The sequence below is a fragment of the Chroococcidiopsis sp. TS-821 genome (assembly GCF_002939305.1).
Lineage (GTDB): Bacteria > Cyanobacteriota > Cyanobacteriia > Cyanobacteriales > Chroococcidiopsidaceae > Chroogloeocystis.
Genome location: NZ_MVDI01000004.1, coordinates 1 through 22,699, shown reverse-complemented (window position 1 = coordinate 22,699; position 22,699 = coordinate 1). Strand labels below are relative to the sequence as shown.

The following is a 22,699-nucleotide window of genomic DNA, read 5'->3' as shown; positions in this document are numbered from 1 at the left end:
GGTAAAGTACGATGAAGGTATACGAAATTCAACAATTTGGCATCGATGCGCTAACCTTAACCGAACGCCCCGACCCGCAACTGAGTTACGGACAGGTACTTGTGAAAATGCGTGCGGCTTCCTTAAATTACCGCGATTTACTGGTAGTTAAAGGTTTATACGATCCCAAATTACCTTTACCGAGAATTCCTTTTTCTGATGGTGTAGGCGCAGTTGTGGCTGTAGGCGAAGGCGTCACGCGCGTGAAAGTCGGCGATCGCGTTGCGGGAATTTTCTTTCAAAAGTGGATAGGTGGCGAACTGACACCAGAAATTACCCAATCGGCTTTAGGCGGTGCAATTGACGGCATTTTAGCAGAGTATGCAGTGCTGCATGAAGATGGTGTTGTGCGCGTACCCGAACATCTCACTGATGAAGAAGCTGCAACGTTACCTTGTGCGGCTGTCACCGCATGGAATGCGCTATTTCACGCGGGTAATTTAAAAGCAGGCGATACTGTATTGGTGCAAGGAACTGGCGGAGTTTCGATATTTGCGTTGCAGTTTTCCAAAATTGCAGGTGCAAGAGTAATCGCCACATCAAGTAGCGATGAGAAACTAGAACGGGTTCGGAAAATGGGCGCAGCAGAGACAATTAATTATCAACAAATCCCTGAATGGGGTAATCGAGTGCGCGAACTCACCGATGGTAAGGGTGTTGATTACGTCGTGGAAGTCGGCGGTGCAGGTACATTATCCGAATCGCTACGTGCAGTACGTCACGGCGGACAAATTAGTTTAATTGGGGTTTTAAGTGGCGGTAAAGGCGAAGTTGCTACCGCAGCAATTTTGATGAAAAACGTCCGCGTACAAGGAATTTATGTCGGTTCGCGCGAGATGTTTGCGGCGATGAATTCGGCGATCGCATTGCACAAATTACGCCCTGTAGTCGATCGCGTGTATCCTTTCCACGAAGTCCCAGAAGCACTCAAATACATGGAAAGTGGTTCGCACTTCGGTAAAATCTGCATTCGCTTTTGATAACTTTAGTTTGACCGATTACAGATGGCATCAGTATCCACACAAATATAACTAGGAGATCGTAATGATTGACCTTTATTACTGGACAACACCCAACGGTCACAAAATTACTATGTTTTTAGAGGAAGTTGAACTTCCTTACACGATCGTTCCTATAAACATTGGTACAGGAGATCAGTTTAAGCCCGATTTTCTTAAAATTGCCCCAAATAATCGCATTCCGGCAATTGTTGACCGCGCCCCAGCAGATGGCGGCGAACCTATCTCAGTGTTTGAATCAGGAGCGATTTTACTGTATTTAGCCGAAAAAACGGGAAAACTAATTTCCAGCGATATCCGCCAACGCGTCGAAACGCTGCAATGGTTATTCTGGCAAATGGGCGGTTTAGGACCTATGGCAGGACAAAATCATCACTTTAGTCAGTATGCCCCTGAAAAGATTCCTTATGCAATAGATCGTTACGTTAATGAAACAGGGCGGTTGTATGCGGTAATGAATAAAAGATTAAGCGATCGCACTTTTCTGGCAGGTAATAACTACTCAATTGCTGATATTGCCGCGTATCCCTGGATTGTACCCTATGAACGTCAAGGACAAAAGCTAGAGAATTTTCCTCACTTGCAGCGCTGGTTTGAAGCGATTAAAGCACGTCCTGCGACAATTCGTGCTTACGAGAAAGCTGAAGCATTTAAAGACCAAGCACTTGACATTGAAAAGTCAAGGAATTTGTTATTTAATCAATCAGCAAACACAATTCAGCAAAAAAGCTAAGTCAGTGAGGTAGGCATAATTAGAAATCCATCTTTTTATGTCAGGTAATGGGTAATTGGTCATTGCAAAGCAGATAGCCGAATAAAATTTAATGGCTAATAATCACCAGCCTTTAAATTAGGTTGCTTCTCACCTACTTAACTTATGCCAAAACTTCAGGCTAACGGCATTGAATTATTCTATGACATTCAAGGAACAGGCGAACCGCTATTATTAATTCCTGGTTTCGCCTGCGACTCTGCCCACTGGGACTTGTTAATTCCATCCCTCGTCGCGCAATATCAAGTTATTCGCATAGATAATCGCGGTATTGGACAAAGTTCTGCGCCAGATAGTCCTTATAGTATCAAACAAATGGCAGAGGACGCGGCAGTACTACTGGAACACATCGGCGTGAGTAAAGTCCATGTAGCTGGTCATTCAATGGGAGGTCAAATAGCCCAAGAATTAGTCTTAGCACATCCAGAAAAGGTAAATAGCCTGATGCTACTCGCAACTTTTGCGTCATGCGATCGCCGCTTGTGTAGCATTATTGAAACGCTTGGCGATCTGCCACGTATTTTAGATCCCGAAGCTTATTTTTATGTAGTGTTACCTTGGGCAGTAAGTGAAGATTTTTATTCAACTCCTGGCGCTATCGAAGAAGCATTAAAGTTCCAACTGGAGTATCCTTTCCCACCAACTCCACAAGGGTTGTATTATCAAAGTCGAGCGATTATAAATAGCGACACCTTAGACCGTTTACCGCGAATTAGTTGCCCTACGCTAGTTTTAGTAAGTCAGCAAGATATTCTTACACCAATCAAGTTTTCCGAACAACTTGCGCAAGGTATTCCCAATGCTGAACTTGTGATTCTTGAACGTGGGGGTCATGATTTCTTAATTGATGCGCCAGATGCGGTAGCTAGCGCAATGTTGAAGTTTTTAGCAAAGACTAGATAACAAATCAACAAAATATCTAACCATCCGACGCTGCAATTAAATCTAGCGCGTAATGGATAATTTTTACTTTATTTGCTCGTTGCTCTAATTCTTCCAGTTCATAACGCCTCTACTTGCTGTTTGATAAGGTGTAAAAACAAAATGACTGCGTAACTTTGAAGTGTTTTAATAATGTCATTACGATCCATGTCTTCTAGTTCTTCAACAATCGCTAACGTCGCAGGAATGTCATCCTTAAGCAGCATTTCTTTGAGAGTTAGCAGTTCTTCCATCGTAGGTGACTCAACTCAGCTTTAATTTTTATTTCGAACTGAAATCTTGCAGTCTTCTCGGTTAGCCATACAGCCCGCCAAGGAACCAATTCCCAAGTTGATAGCTCAAGCCCACTTAAAGTCGACTGAAAAACTGATTTAGTCTGATTTATCAGACTTTGGCTGTTAGCCCGCACACAGGTGGAGGGCGAGCAATCGGGTAACAGATGAAAATGGTGAAGATCTGAATCAAACCAAGTACCTGTACGCCCTCTTAATAAGAGTTTTAATTAGTCTTAAGTCCGCGAAGGTGGATAAGGTTCGTCAGGAGAATCTATGCTCGCCCAGCATTTCCAACTATTAGCAAAATACAACACATTAGCAAATCATAAACTATACGAAGCTTGCGCTCAATTAAGCGATAGAGAACGCAAACAGATTCGCCCAGCATTTTTTAAAAGTATTCATGGAACGCTCAATCATATCATGATAGGCGATCGCATTTGGCTAGGGCGGTTTGAGGGTAAATCCATCCCATCAACGAATCTCGATGCAATTCTCTACAAAGACTTTGAAGAATTATGGCAAGTCCGTCAAACCGAAGATCGGCAAATTGAAAACTTTGCTGCAAGTTTAACGGAGGATTTTTTGAGCAGCACAATTCAATATACCAATAATTCTGGACGTGTCTGCAACGATCCTGTAGATTTACTCGTAGCGCACTTCTTTAACCACCAAACGCATCATCGCGGGCAAGTTCACAACATGATTAGCCAAACAGAAATTGCCCCACCATCACTCGATATGCATCGTATTATTCGACGGTAATTTTATAGGAAATACAACACAATTGAAAACTCGAAATCTGGGAACCCAAGGACTTACTGTGTCTGAAATGAAACTCAGTTGTATAAGAATGTCAGAATTCTACAGTACGGGTGATGAAGCCGAAGCGATAGCCATGCAGAAGTTACCTCGTAACCAAGTTTGGAATTGTGTGCAAAAAAGATAGTAGTTTTCGCGGCGTCAATAGTAGACCTGATACGTCCGTCAAACTTGTGCTTTACTGCAAAACTCAGTAGGATGAATTTACGTTTCGCCCAAGGAAATGATATCGTCCCCATTCTTAGAACAAAACGCCGATGAGATCAGGCGATCGCTATGCGGATATGAGTAATGTTAATCGTTAATTGCTGCTTTTAAAGTTTGGCAAAACTCTTTGATTGCTTGCAAGCCCAATTGCGGGTTTCCATCGGCTAAGCGTTTGACAATCGCACTTCCGACTATTACAGCATCTGCGCCTGCGTTGCGTACTTGTCGCGCTTGTTCGGGTGCAGAAATTCCAAATCCAACTCCAATCGGTTTATCGGTGTAGCTGCGGATTTGTTGCAGTAATTCAGGAACTCGCGCTTCCATTTGCGATCGCATTCCGGTGACACCAGTGACACTAACCAAATAAATAAATCCTTGCGAAGCACGGGCGATCGCCGCGATGCGTTCTGGGGAACTCGTGGGAGCCACTAATAATATCACCTCAATCCCCACCTCTTGAGCAGGTTTTAGCAGCCCTTCGGCTTCTTCTAGCGGCAAATCAGGGACAACTAAACCAGCAACACCAGCGTCTGCGATTTGTTGTAAAAATGTCTCGATCCCTCGATTTAATATCGGGTTGTAATACGTAAATAGAATTATGGGCGATCGCAGTGTAGGACTTACCTCGCGCACGATTTCCAAAACCTGTTCGAGGCGCGTTCCTTTTTGCAGCGCCCGACTTGCTGCGGCTTGAATCACAGGTCCATCTGCTAGCGGGTCGGAGTACGGGACTCCGAGTTCAATCATATCTGCACCCGCAGCATCTAAAACCCGCAAAGCTTCAGCGGTTGTATCCAAGTCTGGATCGCCAGCAGTTATAAAGGGAATTAACGCACAAGCCCCGCGCGATCGCAAGCGTTTGAAGCAATCAGAAATTGAGTTCATTTTTCAACGGTAGTGTCGGCGACCAAAGACAACATCCAACACTTTACACCTTCGAGGAGGAATCGCGGGATTGATTTTCTTGTTCGATTTCTGCTTGTAATTTTGCTAATTCTTCGGGCGTGAGTTCTTCTAACCTTTTTTGCAAAAATGCTTCTTCATAATTTTGCCGTTGTTGATGATACGTCATGTCTTTTCGCATAACTCTTGTAAGATAGGTTACCAACCATCCTACTAAGCCACCAACCAACAATGCTTGGCTCCACACGCCTGCTGAGAGGCTATCTAAACCCACCACCTGCAGGATGACATAGACAATACCACCTGCAGCAAACACGCCTAGCCCAATTCCAATAACCGTAAATCTACTCATGGTTTAACTAGGAATTTGCCGACGCTGGGGGCGAAAATTCATAAATGGTGCGAGGAGTAATAACCCTGGAAAGAAAAAGAACACGAGGAAGTACATAAAGCCTCGCTCAAACGATGTAGCGTTATACCAACGCAGTTTTAGGTACAGCATGATCGCTAAAGGAACAACAAGCAGATACGCTCCCGCCAATCCTAGATACAGCAGCGCGATCGCGATCGGTTGGTTTTGGTTGAGAAACACTAGTAAGCTATCCATTGACCCCGCGTAAATCGTTTGTTTTTAGCTATTCTACCGCTATTCTACCTAGCTGCTGCGAGTAAAACAGGAATCCAGCATCAGGAATCAGAGATTAATATTATTTCCTGAGCTCTGACCTCCGACCTCTCCTTACAGGCGATCGCCAATTTTTTTTGCTAAAGTTGTTGCATAGATTGCAATTTAATGGTGCAATAGACAAACAGGGCAGTTGTTGACACAACGACCTAAACCTTAAGAGGGGGCGTGGCGGAATGGTAGACGCTACGGACTTAAGTAATTGAGCCTTGGCAAAGAAACTTGTCAAGTGACCGCTCTCAAACTCAGGGAAACCTAAATCTGACATCCAGACACGGCAATCCTGAGCCAAGCCGAAAAATAGGTAATGTAAAGGTGAATCTAGAATTCTTACCATTTCTAGTCACTACCAACTAACTACTAGTCACTATTTTTCGGAAGGTGCAGAGACTCGACGGGAGCTACCCTAACGTCTAGCCGAGGGTAAAGAGAGAGTCCAATTCTCAAAGCCTAGTAAGGCAGTAGCGAAAGCTGCAAGAGAATGAAAATCCGTTGACCGTAAAAGGTCGTGAGGGTTCAAGTCCCTCCGCCCCCATTAAAAATCGCGATATTCTTCGCCGAACTAGAGACAATGTTTAAATAACCGGAACGCTAACACGATATAAACGCTCCGCAATTTTGTCTCTAATTCGATGTTGTCACCACATGAAAATCGCTGCTTAATTAATATGGCACCAGAGAATATTCATGTTATGAAAGCATGGATATTTTGGAGATACTGCAACTAACTATGAAGAAATTAGTTCAAGCTTTAGATCGTTAAATTTACTGATGAACTATTCATGTATGTGTGCCATATTTTCAATGAAGTTTTATAGAGAATATGCATCAAAGTTTCTCTTCCTTGTCGTGCTATTTCTAATACTCGTAAATATACGACCTCCTTTACTTCAGGAGGTTTCTTACCTCTAAAAACTGTATGTTGAATTCTTCACACCCAGCAGGCTATAAATCTACTCATACGGTTAACCAGTCAGAGCAACCGCCCCGCAGTCTTGCGCAATCCCAAGAGACTATTTATAGCTTTTTGCTAGAGAATGTTAAAAATCTGCCAGCAGAGGTAGTTTTACAGCAGTTCATCGATTTATTTATTTGTCTTCCACAAACAACTAACGCAGCTCATCTTCAAGCAATACAAGAAGTAATTGCTAGCAACAATGAAAATGAATTTCATAATACAATCAAACGCTGCTGTTACATTTTACTTAATAATTGGAAAATTACAAAAAGAATCCAATATATTCAACAATTAATCGCTATCCTTGAGAATATTCCTGATAGCCATCATTCTACAGTGCCTGCGCAAAATACTATCAGAGTTTGGGTAAAAAATTTTGTAAGTAGTGCGAGTTACGCAGAAGTTAAAGCATTTGCCGAAAAATGTCAACAAGGAAAAACTAGTTGGAATAATAGTTATAAGTCTCATGTATTAGTAGCTCAATCGAATGATACAAGAAAATCAATCGAACAACGCGAAGCTGCCAGATATGAAGCGAACAAACTGAAATACCAATTCAAGTTTGATTTAGCGATGTATATGGCTTCTGCACAATCCCCTAAACCTGAAAAACACAAAAATCCTACAAATTTACCTGATGAAGTCTTACGCTTAATTAAGTTAATCGTTGCTAAGCGCGATCCGGCTAGCTATGCCAGCACAGCCAATGTTTTCATCAAGCAAACAAAAAATATTAACTACCGTCAATTTAAAGAAAGATTAGAGAAATTTTTACTTCATTCAAGTCATAGTAGTGAAGTAGGCAATACACCAAATATCAATCTTTCAAAAAAACTAGCAGCATGCAATACTGATTCTGATAACAAAGAACTCACTGATGCGTTAATTTTAAGAACTTGTAATAAAGTTGTTGACTATCTAACAACCGAAGATCGTCGCGAGCCATCTCCCATATTTATTACTTTAATTTCGCAAGGAACGCCATTAACGTTGGTGATGATCTTAATTAAAATTTTATTAATCTGTAAAGGTTGCCGCATTCATCTCGAAACTTGTATTGCCGAATTAATTAGGTATTATGAAAATTCTTCTGAATCCGAACGAAGTAAAATGACTACTTTTCTTGATATCTTTAACGTGATGTGTGCAATCTATATAGACAATGTGCCGGTGAAACTTAATTAAAATCTCGGCGACGCTCGTCCAACCAAGCCAGCGCAGCAGCAGCAGTTTCAGCTAGAAGACTCACTAATCGATAAAAAGCGATCGCTCCAATCACAATACCAGGAGACAAGCGATGTTGTAAAAGTGCGATCGCTGTAGCTTCAAATACTCCCAATCCTCCAGGTGCTCCCGGAACAATCAAACCGAGTAGCCATGCTAAGCTAAAAGCGCCTAAAAACAAAGGTATTTGTGCCAACTGCAACGAATTGAGTGCTAGTAGAGTTAGCAAAAATCCACTACCACGTAGCAAAACAAAGCCCATTTCTCCGAGTAGCGGATTTAGAGGATAATGTATCGCTATATAGCTATTAGAATTTATTTGAGGTGTGGAACTCTTCTTTAATTTTAATTTTCCTACCAGGCGAATTGCTTTACTTAAAAACCAGGGATGGATTCCGAAGAGAATAACTGTTAAACTCAAAAGCGATAACAATATTAATAAAAAACCGTGATTTTTGACTCCAAAAGAAATACCCAGTAAAGCGATTATTAAAGCAGCCGCTGCCATCAAAAGTGGCTCTAGTAATACACTTAAAGTTGCTATGCTAGTAGTAACACCTGCATCTTTTGCAGCTGTAATCCGACCATAATAATGCCAAACGTTACCAGGTAAATACTTAGCAATATTAGTTTTTAAATAAACTCGAACAAATTGATATTGGTTGACTTGCTGATTGAGGTCTTCTAAGATCCAAGTCCATACCCATCCTGACCAAAGATGTGCCAGAAAAGTGACGCACAAAGCACCTGCTAAGGTTATCCATCCTCTAGAGTCGATTTGGATTGCAGTAACTTCTTGCCAATGACGGATTAAAGCTTGCAGTAAAAAGAATAGTGTTAATCCAACGATGAACCATCGGCTGTATGGTTTTAAGTAGCTCCAACACTGCTTGAATGACCTAAAAATTTGTTACCTCCTACTACAACTGAAATTCTTTTTATAGCAGTCAATTTCTATCTGTTTTTGCAATCCTAATCGAATAATTGTTTGCCTACAGCTAGTGCTGCTTCAAATCATACAAGTAATGTTGCTTTTGCTCAACAACTCTTAACACAGAGAAATGTAGAGTAAGACAAATCTCTCTACAGTTAGATAACAGCGGCATTTTACTTCATTAATAATGTGACCTTTGCTAGAGGCAGCAGGCGTTGGTTGTTTTTTACCATCATCAATCAGTGGTTAAAATTAACTATCGAATCTCATAAAGCTGAACCATTTTGCTGTATATCTAGTGTGTTGATTACAGCGTAATGGGTATTCAAAAATGGTTATGAAAACCCGACGCGACCATTAAAAAAATGTTAACCCTAAGCTATGGGTTGCTTCAAGATGAAAGGAGGACTTTGTGAATAAGTTAGTAGGTACTATGAAACAACTAAGAATACGCCAAATTCTTACAGTTTTCCTAGCAGGAATCTTGCTTATTTTTAGTACAGCGTGCAACCCTGGTGATGTTAGAGGCGCAAACCCAGATAATCCGGCGGTTCAAGCGGGCGGTGCTAATAATCCCTACAAGGGAGGTGGAGACGCCTACACAAACTATAATATGTCTGCAGATCCTAAAGTCAACAACACACCTGTTAAAACAGGACGAAATCAAGCTAGCTTACCTTTAGATTCGCAACTCATCGCGGCTAACGACTCTGAAATTCTTTATCCTGGTGCAGAAACCCCAGAAGGTAGAATCGAAAAAGAAGCACAACTTCCAGTAAAAACAGCTGAAGACTTCAAGAAACCTACTGCTGGTGGACTCATTCAGCGCGACGCCGACTTAGGACAGCGAGTAGAGAAGCGGTTAGAAAAGGTACAAGAAGCGTTTGGCGAGGCTTCGGAGTTTGTTGGCGAGAAAGCAGACGAAGCAAGCAAAAGACCAGAAGCAACAAGTAATCCTGCGCTCAGAAGTAAGTAATCGACGACTAACTGACGAACGAAAAACAATCAAGCCATTGAGTTAGCTGCTGACTCAAATAAAACTGCATGGAGTATCTGTATGAACAAAATCATGACTGCAATTAAAAACATTCGACTGAGTAAAGTATTAATGGCACTGCTAGCAGGAATTGTGCTATTTGTTAGCACAGCTTGTAACGCAGTACAGGCACGCACAACACCAGGTTTGTCGGGAGATAGACAGGATGTTCCGTCAGGGATGCAGTCTGAGCCTACAACTCAGCTAAGAAATAGCAATAATCCTCGACCAGAAGTCCCAGATGAAGCCGTGACAAACTCTTTTCGGGGTGGGTCGATGAATGAGTTTAGTGATGTCGATCCTAGAGCCAGAAATTTAGAAAAAGCCGCAGCAGACCGCGCAGCTGCGTTGAAAGAGAACGCCGAACGGAATGTCATTGACCAGACAGGTGACCTTGGCGAAAATACCAAACGTATTCTCGATAAAAAAGGCGAGAACTTAGAAGACTTTGGTAAGAATGTACAGCGTAGCACCGAAGCTGCTCAAGAAAAAGCGCAAGGCACAGCTGCAGAACTGGGTAAAGCAACCAAGCGGGGTACAGAAAATATTAAGGAGAATACGCTTGATGCAACCGATGACATAACTCGTGATGCAAGACGGGCTGCTGATAACGCTACGGAAAGTGCAAAAGAAGCCGCCAAAGACGTAAATCGGAGCGCTAACCGCGCAGCTGCAAATGTAAAAGCCGCAGGTCAAGACGTAGCTAACAAAGCACAACGGGCTGCTGATGATACTTCCGACTACGTTCAGGATAAAGCTTATCAAGCTGGAAAAGCAACTCAGCGATCGCTTTACAAAGCAGGCGATAAAGTTGGCGAAGCCGTAGAGTAGGAAAGGTCATAAATGAGAGGATCGGCGCAGTTCAGCTGAGCTCTTCAACCCTTATATCGCTTTGCTTAGTCAGGAAGTTTGGCTTCGATTTACACCAAGCGCCTGACTTTTTTGTTATTGGCAATCGGAAGGCTGACCACCAAGATTTGGCAAAGGTCAGATTTACAAGCGACATCAGCGCAAAAACCTCTGTGTAAAGGTGTCTTCACGGATAGTTGCGACACGTACCAAGGTTTGCTTAATAAATGCAAGCTGTACGCGATCGCGCTTCTAATTTTCTAGCATGTTCTAACTTTCCCCTCGATTGCTATACCAATTGTGTAGTGCTTGTCGGTGAATTTCACGCCATGCAATTTGATGTTCTTTGGCAAGTCGCGCGCAGTCTTCGTATTCTGGTTGAACATTAACGACCTTTTCCCCGATTCGGGCAATCTTAACTTGCACTGCGCCGTATTTTGTCTTTACCTGTTGGATTTCGCGGGGCAAAATTGTACGTTGTTGCAGCGCGTGACGAATTCCTAAAGTGGTTGTCTCTTGAAATAGAACAGCTTCGCAATCACTGATACGTTCGCAAGGACAGATAACACTCAGCAAAATTCCAGGACGCGATTTTTTCATGCCGATGGGCTGCGTGAATACATCTACCGCGCCAGCAGCAAATAAAGCCTCAAAAACATAGCCGATCGCTTGCGGATTAAGGTCATCAATTTGCGTTTCTAACACCGCAATCGTCTCTGTACAAAGATTTGTATGTCTACTGCTAACTTCCTGACCTCTTTCCTCACCCAACCACAGCCTTAGAATATTTGGCATTGGCAAATCAATCGATCCTGCTCCTAAACCAATCTTTTGTAGCGTCATTGTCGGTGGCGCACCAAAATCAGTTGCAAGCGTTGTGGCGATCGCTGCTCCGGTTGGCGTAACTAGTTCGCGATCGATGCCGTTACTATAAACCGGACAATTGCGCATTTGCCATAACTTCAACACTGCGGGTACAGGTACCGGTAATCGTCCATGGGCGGCTTTAACTGTCCCACCTCCTGTAGGCAGTGCCGAACAGTACAATTTATCAATTCCCAACCAATCTAGCCCTAGGCAAGTACCAACGATATCAACAATCGCATCGACCGCACCAACTTCATGAAAATGTACTTTTTCTGGTGCAATTCCATGTACTGCGCCTTCGGCGATTGCTAGTTGGCGAAATACTGCCAAACTCCACTTTTGTGCCTGTAATGGTAGTTGGGCTTGAGTAATTAGCTGCTCAATCTCTGGAAGATGTCGTCCGTGATGGTGGGCGTGTTGGTTGTGATGATGTTCTTCACGCAAATCCACATGAACTTTAGTTGCTAGTTGCCCATTGCGATGCACTGCTTCAGTGCGTAATTCATACTCTTGGGCGATACCTAATTTCTGGAGTTGTTCTATTAAGTACTCTAAGGGAACGCCAACATCAACGAGTGCTCCTAAACACATATCTCCCGCAATACCAGTAGGACACTCTAAATACGCTAGTTTTGTCATAGGTAATAAGTAATAGGTGATACCTGCTCAGAAGAAATCAACGGCTAGCTAATATCCATATTTCAGGAGCGTCATGGCTAAAACTTACACAATTCATCCTGATACTCCGCAACTGCGTACAATAGAGCAAATTATTAGCGCTCTGCGTGATGGCGCTGTAATGCTTTACCCTACAGATACAGTTTATGCGATCGGCTGCGATTTAAATTCAAAGTCAGCAGTCCAACGCGTGCGACAAATTAAACAACTATCAAATGACAAACCACTCACATTTTTATGTCCGTCGCTGTCTAACGTCGCAACTTATGCCAGAGTCAGCGACACAGCTTATCGCATTATGCGACACTTAATTCCTGGACCTTATACTTTTCTACTACCAGCAACCAAGTTAGTTCCGCGATTGGTACAGCATCCCAAACGGAAAACGACTGGAATCCGCGTGCCAGATCATGCAGTATCGCAAGCGTTATTGGATGCTCTGGGAAATCCGATTATTTCTACTTCTGCGCACTTACCTCAAGATGAAAACGGACGCTCATCTTCACAAGACGAAGCAAATATTTCTAAAGTTGAGTTATTTGACCGTCTAGATAAATTAGTCGATGTTATTGTCGATGATGGTTCGGAACTGGGATACCAAGTTTCTACGATCTTAGATTTTACAGAAAGTGAACCAGCGATCGCCCGCAAAGGTTTAGGTTGGGAAGAAGCAGTTGCTTGGATTTAATCCAAAGAAACCTTAGTAATTCAAACAGCGATTATCTAACTAAAGTCACGTCAGAGTAATACCGTTTCGCTTTAAAGTTGCTACAAATAGACCGCAGAGGAGCAGAGGACGCAGAGGGGTAGAGGAGAAGTTAATTGTAGTTCTTATTTAGAGAAATGGTATAACTACTCAATCCTGAATTAATTGAGAAGTATCACCTTAAAAACTTAATGATAACAACACTCAGTCGTTCATAGTTGTTGCAACCAGTCCTGACCGATACGAATTGTTAAGTGCGAATCAAGATCGCCTGTAGCTGTTGGTTCCACAACTCCTACCCCTAAAATTTGTTGGAGATCGGTTGCTGCTGTTAAGTTACCCTGCTGCGCAATAATTTCAGTTTGACGCTGCGAATCGAGCCAATCAGAAACAGTGTAAACTCTGGCAAAACCACGCGATCGCAAGTATTGAGTCACGCGATCGCTCGCACTCGGATCGCCAGTTGCATTTTGAACTGCAATTTTTAGCGAAGTCAGCGATCGCCTACGGGATACTTGCATTCCACCAAGCGGCTGGACATCAAAATACTCGCTCATCACGCGGTTAATACCAATGCCATCCAGCCAGTAGCTACTCGGATCTAAACTTAACCGGCTAAGACTACCAGGAACGAGCACCATCTGAAGATTTTGTGGCTCAACTCTAATGCCAAAGTTAATCAGCGCTAGCGTCTCGATTAGGCTTAAGTTAGTATCGACGTAACTTTGGATCTTACGGGCGAGTTGAGGTAATATCGGTAAAACTGTAGGGCTAGTAAGGCGATCGCGAATCGCTTTGAGCAACATCTGCTGTCGCTGCACCCGATCTAAATCGCCAACTTTTGAATTCCGAAATCGGGCAAATTTTTGTGCTTGATCGCCATCCAAAGTTTGCCATCCTGCGGCTAAGTTAATCTCTAGTTTTTGAGTCGTATCCGTATAAGACATTTGTTGCGGAACAAAAACTTCTACCCCACCCAAAGAATCAATTAATTCTTGTAAAGCATTGGTAGTGATCCGAACGTAGCGGTCAATCGGTACATTATTTAAAGTGCGGCTAACGACTCTTGCGGTTAAAGCTGGACCACCTTTCATATTAGCCAGCGATATTTTTTCTAGACCGATTTCTGGAATAACAACTTGACTATCTTTAGGGATAGACAGCACTTTCAGCGAGTGATTTGTCGGGTCTAACCGCACCAGCAGCATTGTATCGCTCGAACCGGCAAAAACTCCCGACGCATTATTCTTTGTATTGAGGGGAGGATCGATTCCCAAGATCAAAATATTGACCGGACGCGATATTTGATATTGCGAAGCGTCAGCCCAAAAATCTACAGGCGATCGCCGCTTGATAAAACCTTGTCCAGTAAATTGGTTATTTTGGAATGTATTGCTATTTGACCACATTGGGGTAAATAGTGCTACACTCGCCCCAAATACCATAGACATAGAAACAATACCACCCCAAAATAATAGGGGATTTCGTCGACGCATTGCCCACAACACAAGTAAAAGATGCTGTTTAGCACCGATTGCTTGCCTTTTTGCTTGGGCGGCGACAGGCTGAATCTTTTGCCTAATGTGCGTTTCTACTCCCTTAACCACTGTAATTGTCCTCTTAATACCGCACTTTACACGTTATGTTAATCTAAGCTGTAAAAGACAAATAGAGATTTTCATGACAAAAGATGAAGTTAAATAAGAGTAAGGGGTGAGTGATGAGTGCCCTGACCCCCTACATATTTACCTGCGAATAGTTTAAGCTAGCTGAAGATTCTGTATATTGATTGTGTGAGGCTAGACTGTGCCGAATCATAAACTTTGGATAAAATTCTTGATTGTCTGTAGCTTAGTGGGTGTAGCTCAACCCGCCTTGGGACAGGCACTCATACCCCGCGCACCTCAACTCAATTCAGCTGCTTTGGAACAACAAGGATTAAGATTGGCACAAGAAGCAGCCCAACTCGCACAATTTCAACAATACGAACAAGCTTTGCCAAGAGCGCGACTAGCAACGCAATTAGCGCCAAGAAGCTATCAATCGTGGTTCTTGCTGGGTGGTTTGTATCTGCAAACAAATCGATACAATGAAGCGATCGCCGCCTTAGACCAAGCAAGAGGACTCGACCCGAAAAATGCATCAATTATGTTTGCTATGGGATCGGCACACTTTCAGCAAGGAAACTATCAAGCTGCGGTTGATACTCTGCAAGCTGGTTTAAAGTTAAAACCCAACGATCCTGAAGGATTATTCGATCTTGGTAACGCCTACTATAAGCTCGGACAATTTCCACAAGCGATTGAGCAGTATAATAAAGCAACCGCAGCGGATAAAAAATTCTGGCCTGCAATCAACAATATTGGTTTGATAAAATACGAACAGGGCGATATCGATTCAGCGCTCAAGTATTGGCAAGCAGCAATAAATATCGACAAACAAGCGGCAGAACCACAACTCGCAATGGCAGTTGCGCTTTATACTAAGGGCGAACAGCAACGCGCGATCGCCATGGGCGAAGCTGCATTACGCATCGACCAACGCTACGGTAATGTAGAATTTTTACGCGAACAATTGTGGGGCGATCGCTTAATTGCAGATACCCGCAAGTTACTCGCTTCACCGCGAATTCAAGCTGCTTTACAAGAGCTACCCTCACAACCAGCGCAAATTCAAGTTATTCCGCAGTAGAAGAGGTCTGGGGTCTGGGAACGCCTTCATTAAAATCATCAGCTCATTAAAATGAAGAACCTGGTTGTTTGAGAAATTCTAGCTCTTCGGGAGTAGATTCGCGACCAAGAATTTCGTTGCGATGCGGAAAGCGTCCAAAGCGTTCGATAACTGCTAGATGGCGCTGAGCATAATCGATTGCAGAAGCACTTTCAGGATCGTCTTGCAACGATGCGAACAATTCAACACACCGACGCTGATGCTCTATATTTTCGCTGTGTTCGAACGGCAAATAGATAAACCAACGCTGTACGTTTAAAAGTTCGCGGTCAAAACCTCGTGCAACTGCGTGCTGTGCAGCAGCAAGCGCCGCGGCGTCTGTCGCAAAGGCTTGAGGAGTGCCGCGAAAGATATTGCGTGGCATTTGATCTAATAGCAAAATCAGTGCTAAGCAGCTATGGGGTGCTTCTTTCCAAGAGTCTAATTGATGCGCCGCAGCTTGTTTGTAGTCGCTCAAGAAGCGATCGCGCACTTTGCGGTCAAACTCAGGACTTTTCGTAAACCAAAACGCACGCTGCTTCCCATAATCTGCTGTATTTGGTTGCCCAAACCAAAACGCGAGTATTTCGTCTACTTGTGACATCAGTACCTCTGCCGCAGTATTCTCTCATAGCTACTCGCTTTATAGTGTATGCGGAATCAAGAGGTTGACTGCGGTGTTTAGTAAGTAGATAGCGGTAAATTGGAGTTAAGTGTCAGATTAAGATCTCGTACAGGATCGATGACAACAACCTCTGCACGTCTACGACCGAGTAAAACTCCGCCTAATGCGCCTAAGCCTGCACCACCGAGAACTTCTTCGGTAGCAATCGCGCGATCGCCTGTAATTGCTGCAATAGCGGCGGCAGCAGCAGCACCAATAGCTGCACCTCTCAAAATTGAACCTGTGTTCGAGCCGCGCGTAATTTCCTGCGTTTGGTTGAATACTCTTGAACTAGCATTGATACTTTGTCGTCGATTATTTGGCATCACAAGTTCTCGCGATACAAACTGCAAACCACCATAAACTGGTTGAATTTGACCGACAATTTGACTTCCTGCTGGTATCAATACAGTACCACTACGATTGATAATATTCGTTGCCACCACGAGCGTTAAAGCCATCGTTTCATTAGGGCTAACAATGATACGTTCCGCTTCGTCGTATCGCGCTGGAATCGAAGTACCTGCGGGAATTGTAACTTGTGTAGAAGATGGATAATTTGTTGAGGGGTAGGTTCTAGAAGGATAAGGTTGCCGAGGAAAGAGTTGCGCCGCTGCAGGAGTCGATGCCATCAGCGGGGCGATCGTACTTGCGGCAACGGCAAGCGCCATAAAGCCAGCTGTGCTAGACTGCCAAGAATAAACACGATTCATATCAAACGTTCTCCTTTAAGAACGAAATCACCATTTCGCGTCCGTCAGAGTTGCTATCATTTCTATGTATGATTTGATGCACTCTAGTAGCGAATTAGTATCAACACTGTTATTTCTCCTGACTGGAAAGTAAAAAATAAGGTTCCGAGTTGAACGCTACAACAACATAGCAGATCGCTACTTCTATTGCATCCCTACTAAGGTTTTTCAAAACCCATAACGCGTGCTGATATTTGTTCTACAGTACGCGGATCGGTTTTAAATGTTACCCAGCCTTCACGGGTAGATTGTCGCGGTAAAAAAGCAATCTCAAATTCTGCGGTTTCTTGTTCAGTGCCATTGTTTTCTAAGATTACTTCGACAAGTACGCCTTCAGCCGTTTCGTCACCTTGATTCGTTACCGATACTGGTACGACGAAGTAATTTTGTTGGGGCTGCGGTTGCCCCAGTTGAAATGCAAAGCTAGGAGGCGAAGAACCTGTATTTGCCCCGTCGTAGATCAAATATCCTAATGTTCCGACGACTAGTACAAGGCTAATCGCAAAAACAATCCACTCTAGCCAATTTTTTTCTAGTTGTTTCATTGCAGTAATAGTCTTCCTGCCGAAGCACCAAGCGTTGCGGCAAGTCCTAAAACAACGGTTTGTGCTAGGCACGTAATGAGTGACATACCATCAAAGCGCCCGAAAAACCACAAAATTGCTGCGGCAGCAACTAAGGCGATCGCATAAGTCACAATTGTGCCATAGATGACATTGACAAAGCTGCGTTTTTTAGAGAACTGCTGCGTACCAGTAAAGTTACTGTAAAACAGAATCATTGCCCCTAGGAGCATAGAGGCAAGTGCAAAGCCTACGAGTCTCCAGGAATTACTTTCTACTGCAATTTGAATAATTTCTTCAGTAGGGGCGACATTTGCAGCAAATAACACGGCACCGCACAACGCGATCGTTAATTGTCCGCCAAAATCACCGCTATTCTCTGTCAGAAACGGTGTCGGGTCGGGGTCGTCTTGCGGCGAGTTACTCTTCATGCCACTATCAGTTTGTTGTTCGCCTTCGCCACCGCCTAGCTGTGCTGTACCAACAGAAACGCCGATCGCTACTGTCATCGCTTCAATAATAATTTTGCCAGCAATTTCATCGAGGCTCATATCCGCAGTGATTCGTCCTAAGAGCCAGAGAAATATCGCCGCAATGATTAATCCTAGTCCCATCTCTTCGACCGAATCAATCGCGACTTCTAAAGGACCTGCCGAACGCCGCAAACCGCCGTAGCGATTGTATCCAAGTAACAAACTAAATGTTGCTAGGACGTAAATCAGTAGGCGTAAAGGATGCGCTATAAATCCCGCCCACCAAACTTCCATCGTGTAAAGCAAAGGTAAGCTGAATAGTAGCCCTCCGGCAATTCCCCGCAGGTACTCTTGAAGCGATCGCACAAGCGATCGTTGACTTCGATCGTTCATCGCGCTGATAGGCAAGCTACCTGTGCCATAACATATTACTTCTTTTTTGTCAAGATATCTGTAAACATCATTAAATAGCCGCCGACAAGAATGACGACTGCTAACCCACCTGCTACCAAATCGAGGACTTGAGTATTTTCCATGATTGCACCTTGATGAATTTTATATTACTAAAAATCGACACCTTGTTTGAGTTCGACTCCTTGGTTTGCGTAGTGCTTGTGACAAAAAACTTCTGAGTGGATACTCGCTAAGTCGAAATAAGCTGGTGGATTGTGACAGCGACCTGTGATGATAACTTCGGTATCGCGGGGTTTACGCACTAGCGCTTGAACAATCGGCTCGACAGGTAACAGTTCTAGATCGACTGTAGGATTTAGTTCGTCGAGGATGATCGTTTTATACAAACCCGAAGCGATCGCTGTACGGGCAATTTCCCAACCGCGCTCAGCTTCTACATAGTCTAATTCTTGCTGTTGACCGCGCCACACAATGGCATCGCGCCCGCAACGTTGATGATCGACTAATGCAGGGTAGGATTGTTGTAAAGCGGCGATCGCGGCATCTTCGGTATAGCCACTTCCACCTTTGAGCCATTGCATAATCAAAACGCGGTGGGATTTATCTTGACTAATTCCTTTACCGATTGCTTGCAATGCTTTACCTAATGCACTTGTTGATTTTCCTTTCCCAGCGCCTGTATAAATTTCAATTCCGGAAATTCCTTGAGCGGCGGCTGTTGCGTGGTGATGCGGTTTCATTTCCGAGTGCAAATCGGCGATATCAAGAAGTTGTTGCGGTGCGCCTCTACCTGTAGCAATGATTTCCACTTCCTCAGGTTTTGATTTGAGTGTTTGCACAACTTCATCGACTGGGAGTAATCCTAAGTCAAGAACTGGGTTGAGTTCATCTAACACAACCACAGAGTACAAACCTGAAGCGATCGCGCCTTTGGCAACATCCCAACCGCGTCGCGCTTCTTGACGGTCAAACCGCATAATTTCATCAGGACCAAAAAACTCGGCTCTTCCTGTACGTACTTGGTCAATTAAATGCGGAAAACCCTGTTGCAAAGCTTCGATAGCTCCATCTTCATCATAGGCGCGTCCTGGTCCTTTGAGAAAGCGTAGCAGTAAAACACGAGCAGCGCTACGGCTATTAATACCTAATCCAATCGAGCGTAAAACGACGCCTAAAGCCGCTTGGGATTTACCTTTTCCGGCACCGTCGTAAACGTGAATTTGCCCTACAACCCTGTGAGGACGTAGTTGCGCTGTGCGAATACCAATGCCGTTTCTTGTCATTGCTGTTTTCGATGTTGATGCAGATTTAGATTTTAACGGACGTCTTGGTTGATTGCTAGAGATGAAGCGCGAGTGGTGAGAAGCGAATCGCTAGAGGGTATAACAGTTAGAGAACGTTTTTTTAGATAAAAATTCATCATACTTAACACTTAGTCGTATGAGTTTCGGTCGCATCTTGGTGATAGCAACAAATGTATTTCGCGAAGTGGTACGCGATCGCATTCTTTATATCGTTGGTTTATATGCCTTAATGTTGGCGGTGGCAATTTGGTTATTACCGCAACTCGCTGCGACAACAGAAGATAAGATTTTCTTGGATCTTGGTTTAGGCGCGATGAGTATACTCGGCTTAATCGTTGCCATCTTTATTGGTACAGGCTTAATCAATAAAGAAATTGAGAAACGAACTGTATTAGTTTTAATTGCTAAACCGATTAGTCGTGGCGAATTTATTGCAGGTAAGCACTTGGGCTTGTCTGCAGTTTTGGGCGTGTTGATTGCGGCGATGACTGCAATTTATCTTGCATTTTTGCACTTAGGCAGTATTCCGTATCCGTTGGGTAGTATCGTTCTGGCGGCGCTGTTTTTATTTTTGCAGTTGTCACTAATTACGGCAGTGGCGATCGCCTTTGGCGTATTTACAAGTTCAGTTCTCGCAACACTCTTGAGCTTTGGCGTTTATTTGATGGGTAACTTTACTCAAGATTTAGTGACGTTAGGTCGTCTCAGCGAAAGTGTCAATATTCAGCGCATAACTCAAGGGTTATATCTATTTTTACCCGATCTATCGCGTTTAGATTTGAAAAATTTAGCCGTTTACGGCGCTGATGTTTTACCAAATCCACTGACACTCATCGCGAATGCAGGTTATGGGGTGTTGTATACAGGGTTATTATTAGCGATCGCAATTCTGATTTTCTCGCGCCGTCAGTTTTAAAAAAGCAGCACAGGCTCTTGAACGTAATTGCTTTACTTACGCCCAACTCTCAAATAGCTCTAGTCAATATAGTAATTTCTCTGAGCTTTGCTAGATTTGTGAAGCGATCGCCGATTTTTATGCTTGATTTCTAAATGCAGTATGAAGAAAACAAGCGATTAAAGACAAGAAGCTAGAGGCTACGAAAAGATAGTAGTTGGGAATTTTATTAAGAAGGTAGAAGGCAGGAAGCAATCTCCTAAATCTATTTAGGGGACGATCGCTGTTGACTCAGTGTTTTGAGATACATGGCGCAAGACTTACATATCATAGCAGAGGTTAGGGCTAAAAGTTAGCCAGGGCAAGATTTCTGAGCTTTTAGAATGTCCTAACTTTCCCTTTGATTGCTATATTTTGCGTTCGTAAATGTATTTCAGGGCTTTAAACCATAAAAGCAATGGGAGAAGTTATTTTCTAGAACATACAAGATTTCTGCCTTTCTTCGTAAAAACCCCAATTTATTTCCAGTCTCTATCCTTGAGGAACAAAGATTGCTAGCGGAACGTGCTTACTGGCTTACTTGGTCGCAAATTACCGGCATTGGTCCAGTTTTATTGCAGCGATTGCAACAACATTTTGGAACTTTAGCCGCAGCATGGCAAGCGCCAGAAAATGAGTTGCAGCAAGTTGAAGGATTTGGCGTTCAGACGATCGCCGCAGTCAGAGTAGCGCGATCGCAGTTACAACCCGAACAGGTTCTATGCGAACACCAAAAACAGAATCAGCATTTCTGGACACCTGTAGACACCGATTATCCTCGCTTGCTGTTAGAAATTCCTAGCCCACCACCAGTACTCTACTATCGTGGTGCCGTCGATCTCCAAGAAAATCTTGGATACAAACCACTCGTGAGTATTGTTGGTACGCGCAATCCTTCAGACTATGGCAAGCGTTGGACGCGCAAAATTAGCGCGACTTTAGCAAAAAATGGGTTTACCGTCGTTTCAGGTTTAGCGGATGGAATTGATACCGAAGCGCATCACGGCTGTTTAGCCGCCGGTGGAAGAACAATCGCGGTACTCGGTACTGGTGTCGATGTTGTCTATCCAGCACGCAATCAGGATCTTTACCAGCAAATTCTCAATCAAGGATTAGTTGTCAGCGAGTATCCCGCGAAGACACCACCAGAGCGCGCGCATTTTCCACGTCGCAATCGCATTATTGCAGGTTTGACGCGGGCGGTACTTGTGCTAGAAGCGCCAATACGTTCGGGTGCATTAATTACCGCACATTTTGCGAATGAATTTTGTCGTGATGTTTATGTGTTACCAGGATCTTTAGATAATCCGCGATCGCTTGGTTGTTTGGAACTATTGCGTAAAGGTGCTGAAGTGATTTTAAGCGAAGAGCAGTTACTAGAAATGTTAGGCACAATACCGCAAATCGATGCAACGCCAACTGTCGCCGCACCTGAATTAGCACCAGAGTTGGAAAAAGTTTTGCAGGCGATCGCAACTGAAGCAATGCCCTTTGACTCGATTGTGCAGCAAACAGGTTACTCCGCAAGTAACGTTTCGAGTGCGCTACTGCAGCTAGAACTCGCAGGATTAGTGACTCAACTACCAGGAATGCGCTATCAGCGGTGCTAGTTTTGCACTCTTTTATTGACTTGTTCTTTCCATTGCACGCTGAGTGGGTTTCTGGCTAGCTTCCCTAGCAACTTTTTTTCAATCGGCTTGTTCTAGCACTACGTCTAATACATCCGACAGATTGCAGCGTTCCTCATAGGCAATGCGCCTTAAAATTTCATGGTGTTCTGGTTGTACATATACAGGTTTTCTTTGAGTTTGTGCCATTTTGCCAAATTCTGCTCAATGGTATTATACCAATTCCTTAAAGACCGGCTACAGATAATGCCTCAAGGATGGAGGCTCTACCGACAATTGAACGAATCACTGCTTGGGTCATTTGTTGCAATCGCTCTCGTACCAACAAACGCAACTCATCCA

Annotated in this window: 23 protein-coding genes and 1 pseudogene; 11 read left to right on the top strand and 13 right to left on the bottom strand. The window is 43.6% G+C overall.

Annotation, left to right across the window (positions count from 1 at the left end):
* Positions 1–11: 11 nt before the first annotated feature.
* The 3 genes from B1A85_RS13140 to B1A85_RS13130 all read left to right on the top strand — a co-directional run bounded on the left by B1A85_RS13140 (position 12) and on the right by B1A85_RS13130 (position 2,733).
* Complete coding sequence (locus tag B1A85_RS13140; RefSeq protein ID WP_104547368.1) at positions 12–1,019, top strand: NAD(P)-dependent alcohol dehydrogenase; 1,008 nt, start codon at positions 12–14, stop codon at positions 1,017–1,019.
* Positions 1,020–1,083: 64 nt separating this feature from the next.
* Positions 1,084–1,791 carry a glutathione binding-like protein gene (locus B1A85_RS13135; RefSeq protein ID WP_104547367.1) on the top strand — a complete coding sequence of 236 codons (708 nt, stop codon included), beginning with the start codon at positions 1,084–1,086 and terminating at the stop codon, positions 1,789–1,791.
* A gap of 144 nt (positions 1,792–1,935) precedes the next feature.
* Positions 1,936–2,733 carry an alpha/beta fold hydrolase gene (locus B1A85_RS13130; RefSeq protein WP_104547366.1) on the top strand — a complete coding sequence of 266 codons (798 nt, stop codon included), beginning with the start codon at positions 1,936–1,938 and terminating at the stop codon, positions 2,731–2,733.
* 98 nt (positions 2,734–2,831) lie between these two features.
* Here B1A85_RS13130 and B1A85_RS23930 read toward each other — a convergent pair whose 3' ends face one another.
* Positions 2,832–3,005, bottom strand: coding sequence for a hypothetical protein (locus B1A85_RS23930; protein WP_168192400.1), 174 nt, complete (start codon positions 3,003–3,005; stop codon positions 2,832–2,834).
* A gap of 315 nt (positions 3,006–3,320) precedes the next feature.
* On the opposite strand from B1A85_RS23930, the gene B1A85_RS13125 reads away from it, so the two are divergent.
* Positions 3,321–3,812 (top strand): DinB family protein, encoded by a 492-nt coding sequence (locus B1A85_RS13125; RefSeq protein ID WP_104547365.1) that lies wholly within the window; start codon positions 3,321–3,323, stop codon positions 3,810–3,812.
* A gap of 351 nt (positions 3,813–4,163) precedes the next feature.
* Here the strand turns inward: B1A85_RS13125 and trpA are convergent, their stop codons facing one another.
* The 3 genes from trpA to ndhL are packed head-to-tail and all read right to left on the bottom strand — an operon-like array spanning position 4,164 to position 5,547.
* Positions 4,164–4,961 carry a tryptophan synthase subunit alpha gene (gene trpA / locus B1A85_RS13115; protein WP_104547364.1) on the bottom strand — a complete coding sequence of 266 codons (798 nt, stop codon included), beginning with the start codon at positions 4,959–4,961 and terminating at the stop codon, positions 4,164–4,166.
* A 43-nt stretch (positions 4,962–5,004) separates the two neighbouring features.
* Positions 5,005–5,331 (bottom strand): DUF3007 family protein, encoded by a 327-nt coding sequence (locus B1A85_RS13110; protein ID WP_104547363.1) that lies wholly within the window; start codon positions 5,329–5,331, stop codon positions 5,005–5,007.
* Between the two features lie 3 nt (positions 5,332–5,334).
* Positions 5,335–5,547, bottom strand: coding sequence for an NAD(P)H-quinone oxidoreductase subunit L (gene ndhL, locus B1A85_RS13105; RefSeq protein WP_104547565.1), 213 nt, complete (start codon positions 5,545–5,547; stop codon positions 5,335–5,337).
* 1,036 nt (positions 5,548–6,583) lie between these two features.
* On the opposite strand from ndhL, the gene B1A85_RS13100 reads away from it, so the two are divergent.
* Positions 6,584–7,807: a hypothetical protein gene (locus B1A85_RS13100; RefSeq protein WP_104547362.1), complete on the top strand. Its 1,224-nt coding sequence runs from the start codon at positions 6,584–6,586 to the stop codon at positions 7,805–7,807.
* Here the strand turns inward: B1A85_RS13100 and B1A85_RS13095 are convergent.
* Positions 7,800–8,753: a lysylphosphatidylglycerol synthase domain-containing protein gene (locus tag B1A85_RS13095; RefSeq protein ID WP_104547361.1), complete on the bottom strand. Its 954-nt coding sequence runs from the start codon at positions 8,751–8,753 to the stop codon at positions 7,800–7,802. The genes B1A85_RS13100 and B1A85_RS13095 overlap by 8 nt on opposite strands.
* Positions 8,754–9,192: 439 nt before the next feature.
* On the opposite strand from B1A85_RS13095, the gene B1A85_RS13090 reads away from it, so the two are divergent.
* Positions 9,193–9,756 (top strand): DUF6658 family protein, encoded by a 564-nt coding sequence (locus B1A85_RS13090; RefSeq protein ID WP_104547360.1) that lies wholly within the window; start codon positions 9,193–9,195, stop codon positions 9,754–9,756.
* Between the two features lie 81 nt (positions 9,757–9,837).
* Entirely contained in the window at positions 9,838–10,647 is an 810-nt protein-coding gene (locus B1A85_RS13085; RefSeq protein ID WP_104547359.1) for a hypothetical protein, read from the top strand.
* Positions 10,648–10,935: 288 nt separating this feature from the next.
* On the opposite strand, the gene larC is transcribed toward B1A85_RS13085, so the two are convergent.
* Complete coding sequence (gene larC / locus B1A85_RS13080; protein WP_104547358.1) at positions 10,936–12,171, bottom strand: nickel pincer cofactor biosynthesis protein LarC; 1,236 nt, start codon at positions 12,169–12,171, stop codon at positions 10,936–10,938.
* A 73-nt stretch (positions 12,172–12,244) separates the two neighbouring features.
* Between larC and B1A85_RS13075 the strand changes: the two genes are divergently transcribed.
* Positions 12,245–12,898 (top strand): L-threonylcarbamoyladenylate synthase, encoded by a 654-nt coding sequence (locus tag B1A85_RS13075; protein WP_104547357.1) that lies wholly within the window; start codon positions 12,245–12,247, stop codon positions 12,896–12,898.
* Between the two features lie 230 nt (positions 12,899–13,128).
* Here B1A85_RS13075 and B1A85_RS13070 read toward each other — a convergent pair whose 3' ends face one another.
* Positions 13,129–14,523, bottom strand: a complete 1,395-nt coding sequence (locus B1A85_RS13070) for an LCP family protein (protein ID WP_104547356.1) — start codon at positions 14,521–14,523, stop codon at positions 13,129–13,131.
* Between the two features lie 199 nt (positions 14,524–14,722).
* Between B1A85_RS13070 and B1A85_RS13065 the strand changes: the two genes are divergently transcribed.
* Positions 14,723–15,607, top strand: coding sequence for a tetratricopeptide repeat protein (locus tag B1A85_RS13065; protein WP_104547355.1), 885 nt, complete (start codon positions 14,723–14,725; stop codon positions 15,605–15,607).
* 46 nt (positions 15,608–15,653) lie between these two features.
* Here B1A85_RS13065 and B1A85_RS13060 read toward each other — a convergent pair whose 3' ends face one another.
* The 5 genes from B1A85_RS13060 to B1A85_RS13040 form a co-directional block, all read right to left on the bottom strand.
* On the bottom strand, positions 15,654–16,229 hold the full coding sequence (locus B1A85_RS13060; protein ID WP_104547354.1) for a DUF924 family protein: 576 nt from the start codon (positions 16,227–16,229) through the stop codon (positions 15,654–15,656).
* Positions 16,230–16,306: 77 nt separating this feature from the next.
* A complete protein-coding gene (locus B1A85_RS13055; protein ID WP_104547353.1) occupies positions 16,307–17,002 on the bottom strand; it encodes a hypothetical protein in 696 nt (231 codons plus the stop codon).
* A gap of 197 nt (positions 17,003–17,199) precedes the next feature.
* Complete coding sequence (locus tag B1A85_RS13050) at positions 17,200–17,586, bottom strand: hypothetical protein (protein ID WP_104547352.1); 387 nt, start codon at positions 17,584–17,586, stop codon at positions 17,200–17,202.
* Positions 17,583–18,470 (bottom strand): TIGR02587 family membrane protein, encoded by an 888-nt coding sequence (locus B1A85_RS13045; protein ID WP_104547351.1) that lies wholly within the window; start codon positions 18,468–18,470, stop codon positions 17,583–17,585. Before B1A85_RS13045 ends, B1A85_RS13050 begins: the two co-directional genes overlap by 4 nt.
* A gap of 170 nt (positions 18,471–18,640) precedes the next feature.
* On the bottom strand, positions 18,641–19,774 hold the full coding sequence (locus tag B1A85_RS13040) for a cob(I)yrinic acid a,c-diamide adenosyltransferase (protein WP_104547350.1): 1,134 nt from the start codon (positions 19,772–19,774) through the stop codon (positions 18,641–18,643).
* Positions 19,775–19,931: 157 nt separating this feature from the next.
* Between B1A85_RS13040 and B1A85_RS13035 the strand changes: the two genes are divergently transcribed.
* Positions 19,932–20,711 (top strand): ABC transporter permease, encoded by a 780-nt coding sequence (locus B1A85_RS13035; RefSeq protein WP_104547349.1) that lies wholly within the window; start codon positions 19,932–19,934, stop codon positions 20,709–20,711.
* Positions 20,712–21,241: 530 nt separating this feature from the next.
* Positions 21,242–22,339, top strand: coding sequence for a DNA-processing protein DprA (gene dprA / locus B1A85_RS13030; protein ID WP_104547348.1), 1,098 nt, complete (start codon positions 21,242–21,244; stop codon positions 22,337–22,339).
* A gap of 12 nt (positions 22,340–22,351) precedes the next feature.
* Here the strand turns inward: dprA and B1A85_RS25565 are convergent.
* Positions 22,352–22,546, bottom strand: a pseudogene (locus tag B1A85_RS25565) (hypothetical protein).
* Positions 22,547–22,699: the final 153 nt, after the last annotated feature.